Source organism: Vibrio sp. A8-1, assembly GCF_013048685.1.
GTDB lineage: Bacteria > Pseudomonadota > Gammaproteobacteria > Enterobacterales > Vibrionaceae > Vibrio > Vibrio metschnikovii.
The window spans coordinates 1-3,699 of record NZ_VHTC01000067.1 but is presented as its reverse complement, the minus strand read 5'-3'; the positions used below and the strand labels follow the sequence as shown (position 1 = coordinate 3,699).

At 39.8% G+C, this 3,699-nt stretch carries 3 protein-coding genes; 1 reads left to right on the top strand and 2 read right to left on the bottom strand.

What is annotated here, in order from left to right:
* The first annotated feature begins 353 nt into the window (after positions 1–353).
* Complete coding sequence (locus FKN93_RS17045) at positions 354–1,760, top strand: IS66 family transposase (protein ID WP_170905733.1); 1,407 nt, start codon at positions 354–356, stop codon at positions 1,758–1,760.
* 300 nt (positions 1,761–2,060) lie between these two features.
* Here FKN93_RS17045 and cas6f read toward each other — a convergent pair whose 3' ends face one another.
* A complete protein-coding gene (cas6f, locus tag FKN93_RS17040) occupies positions 2,061–2,612 on the bottom strand; it encodes a type I-F CRISPR-associated endoribonuclease Cas6/Csy4 (protein ID WP_158138512.1) in 552 nt (183 codons plus the stop codon).
* Between the two features lie 8 nt (positions 2,613–2,620).
* Positions 2,621–3,529, bottom strand: a complete 909-nt coding sequence (cas5fv, locus tag FKN93_RS17035; protein WP_170905732.1) for a type I-Fv CRISPR-associated protein Cas5fv — start codon at positions 3,527–3,529, stop codon at positions 2,621–2,623.
* Positions 3,530–3,699 lie beyond the last annotated feature (170 nt).

The window sequence follows — 3,699 nt, the reverse complement described above, 5'->3', positions numbered from 1 at the left end:
GTCAGTTCTGAGTGAAATCATCACGTCAGTCGTTGAGAAGAAACCGTACCCGAACGTTTTTGATCTATAAACTGCACATGCTTCTTCAGGCATGGTAAGTCAAGATACCTCGGTGAACGCTTACGTCCGCTCCACGTTGAGAAGTCACCCTCTAACTCGCTAGCCTTGAGTACATGACAAGTACGTGCTTCTACGCGGCCCTTTTGTTTCTCGATTTGATAGGTGGTTTTGTCAATTGGGTTCGGCGGTGGTAACTCTCCACCCGCAATGCCTTGACACCAAAATTATGTGACTTAGTTCACTTGATCCCACATTCAACTTGAGTGATCTTTTTGTGGTGGCAATCTTGAGGTATGAATAAGAAAACATTACCTCCACCGCCAGATTTCGATTCGCCTGAAGAGGCAAAAGATATCATCAGCTTTTTATGGAATAAGCTGGCAGAGTTTGAAGACCGACTAAACCAAAACAGTCGAAACTCTTCTGTACCATCATCACAGCAGCCATTGCATAATAAAGCTAAAAATACTTCGCCGAATAGGAAGAAGTCTGGAAAAAAGCAAGGGGCTCAACCAGGTCATAAAGGTCATCGCCGACTGCTTCATCCAATTGAAGACAGTGCCTCGGTTGAGCAATATTTACCAAATAAAACATGCCACTGCGGTGGTTGCATTATTCCCAATAGAAAGCCTTTTAAACGACATCAAGTTTTTGATTTACCTGACATTTCATACACACTTATTGAGCATCAAGCCTTCAAAGGTGAGTGCTCATGGTGTGGTGATAAGCATCAAGCCGAGCTTCCAGAATACGTGCCTGATATTCAGATGGGACCAAATCTACACAGCTTTATCGCAATCCAAGCGACACAGCATCATCAAAGCATAGGTAAAATACAATCGATGCTGAAAGATGTCTTTCAGTTGAGCTTCTCTACCGGTGCGATATCAGCGGCTCAAGGGCGAGTAACGGAATACTTAGCGAATACTCATAAACAAATTCATGAAACAGTTAAAGCGGCTGAACTGATCATGGCTGATGAAACCTCACATCAACGCAATAATGATAAGCGCTGGATGTGGGCTGCACTCAGTAATGACGTTGCTTTTTTCCAAATCAACAGTGGTAGAAACCAACATGCTGCCAAGCGATTGCTTGGTGAGGCAGTTTCACACCTTTTAGTGACTGACCAATATTCAGCCTACAAATATATTGATGGCTCTAAGGGGCAGTTATGCTGGGCTCACATCTTAAGAAACGTTATCGCTATCGAGGAGAGCGTTTGCCCCGAAAACCAAAAAATCGGAGAAAAACTCAGTTTAATCGCTCATAGCGTATTCAGGTGCCACCATCGATATATCGAGAATAAAATTACGGAGAATCAATATTATCGTCGACTTAGGCGATTAAGAAAGAGCTGGCTTTATTGGCTGAAACTGGGTAGTTATCAATGTTCAAAACGATATCGAGGTCGATGTCGTAATCTCATCGCAGATGATGCTATGGTCTGGCGCTTTATGGATGACTCCAAATGTCCGCTAACGAACAACGCAGCGGAACGAGTTCTTCGTAATTACATATTGATGAGAAAGTGCTGTTACGTAACCCGTTCATATCGAGGAGACCTGTCCCGTGAACGGATGTTCTCACTTATCGAGACCGCTAAACTCCAACAGCTATCAGCTTATAACTGGCTGTGTGAAATCGTCGAGTATCATATGATCAAAGTGGATTATCAGACGCCAGCGTTTTTAGCATAACCCGACGTCAATAGCTCGCGGGTGAATAGTTACCCTGTGCGGCAGTGAACATTCACTAAAACAATCACCGATACAAGTGTTATTTCTAAGCTGCCTGTGCGGCAGTGAACTAAAATACGAAATGACGATACAGGTCTTTGGTTTTCTAAGCTGCCTGTGCGGCAGTGAACTATAGAATAACAACATAAAAATAAGTTACAACAAGCAGTTAGAGTAAAAAAGCCATTTTTACCCTATTTTAAATCACCTGCTGTAACTATTTGTATTTAAATATTATTTTTAAAGAGCAAAAAAATAGGGTTAAAACCAAGGAACCGTAGTGGTATGACTTAGCCCATAGGAATCAAATTTTCCGGATACTGGCAGTGGCTGCATTTCACCAAACTCAAAGAATTTACGATGTACCTGCTTGGTCGAACTGCTGAATAAATCTAGGTACGGATTATCAAAACCTTGGCTAAGCATTTTCACTTTGTAACGTTTTTCACCCTCTTTATCGATGCTACCGCGAGCGATCAAACGTCTGAGCTTCGCTTGACTTAAATTGCTACGCTTTACTGAGATTACTCGATATTGCACTTGTTCAGGAATAGCCAATATCTCACTCACTTGGCAGTAACCAGATAACGGACCAAGCCAGTTTAAACCTTGTAAATCATGCAAGAAGCTTGCTTCACCATGTAAGCGAAATAATCGCCCAAGTTTTACGTTAACTTCTGGAAAGCTGATGCCTATTTGATCGCTATTCAGCATCACCAATGCTTTGTGAAATTTGGTAAACACTTTACTGCTCAATTCGGCTTCAAGCATTTCTGCATCGGGCTTTAATCGAATATCAATGTATGAGTCCATATTTCCTCCTAAAGCCGTATGTTTGACACATAAGCCAAACCTTTTTTACCAAGATAAAAAGAGGAGACACCAGCATTTTCGATCAAGCTTTTTATTTCTTGTGCTTTGTTGCGATCAACATCGATATTAATTTCTATTTGACCACTAGCTTTCGTCATCATGGAAGTCACTTCTCCTTGCCCTTTTATCTTTTCTTTTTTGATGAAAGGATTACCCCAAATTGTTTTCTTTGATCCAGTGGTATATCGATCCATGAAATCTTTTTTGGTAAATCCACGTTTAGATATACCACTAATACCACCTGATTTAGTTTTCGCAGTGGCCATATCATAATTTTTTTCTAGTCGAGAAAGTTGAAGATAGAGTGCTGAACAATAAAGGCTGATTGGTGTAATCAAGTTTTTATTGTTTAAATATTCAATTTCTGGAAAATTTTTATTTAAAATATCAATAACTAGAGCCAGATTGTCATTTAACTCTATTGCTTTTTCTTTATTAAGACTCTCCAATCGGTTGATAATAATTAAAGGATCAAGTTCAATTGATACTTCTACTTGTGGTTGCTTAATAATAAAATCGCAGAGCTGATTGAAATCTAGGTTCAATACTCCCCAAAACTGCTGTGAATATTCAGAATTAAAAACGGGATCAGACACCTTAATCATACCAGTAAATGAATTCTGGTCCGTACTACCATTCATATTGCGAATAAAAGTCATTTCATTGGTAAACTGCGGCTTATCTGTAAAACTGACCTTATCTTCCAACTCTGAGAAATAATAGCTAGTTTCATGTATGTTACTACGAGCCTGATACAGTTTACGCTGGTCACCAATTAATCGATTAAGTATTCCCATTACAGTATCCAAAGTCGTTTCACATACTTTGAAATTACCCTCTTTTTTTAAGTTAGTCATTGATCCTAAAAATTCACGACCTTTCTTAGGAACCGGATCATTATTTGGTAAGTGTTCACCAAGCCCCTATTGACAGAAAAAGTGTGACACTCAGCACTTGATCCACTTTTTACTATTGAGTGATCATTCCAGTGCTTCATCCTGTTTGTTATGAGCAGAAAGAAAGCCCC

Excerpts from the sequence above, each read along its gene's own strand:
- FKN93_RS17045 (WP_170905733.1), top strand. The coding sequence starts at position 354 with ATGAATAAGAAAACATTACCTCCACCGCCAGATTTCGATTCGCCTGAA.
- cas6f (WP_158138512.1), bottom strand. The coding sequence starts at position 2,612 with ATGGACTCATACATTGATATTCGATTAAAGCCCGATGCAGAAATGCTT.
- cas5fv (WP_170905732.1), bottom strand. The coding sequence starts at position 3,529 with ATGACTAACTTAAAAAAAGAGGGTAATTTCAAAGTATGTGAAACGACT.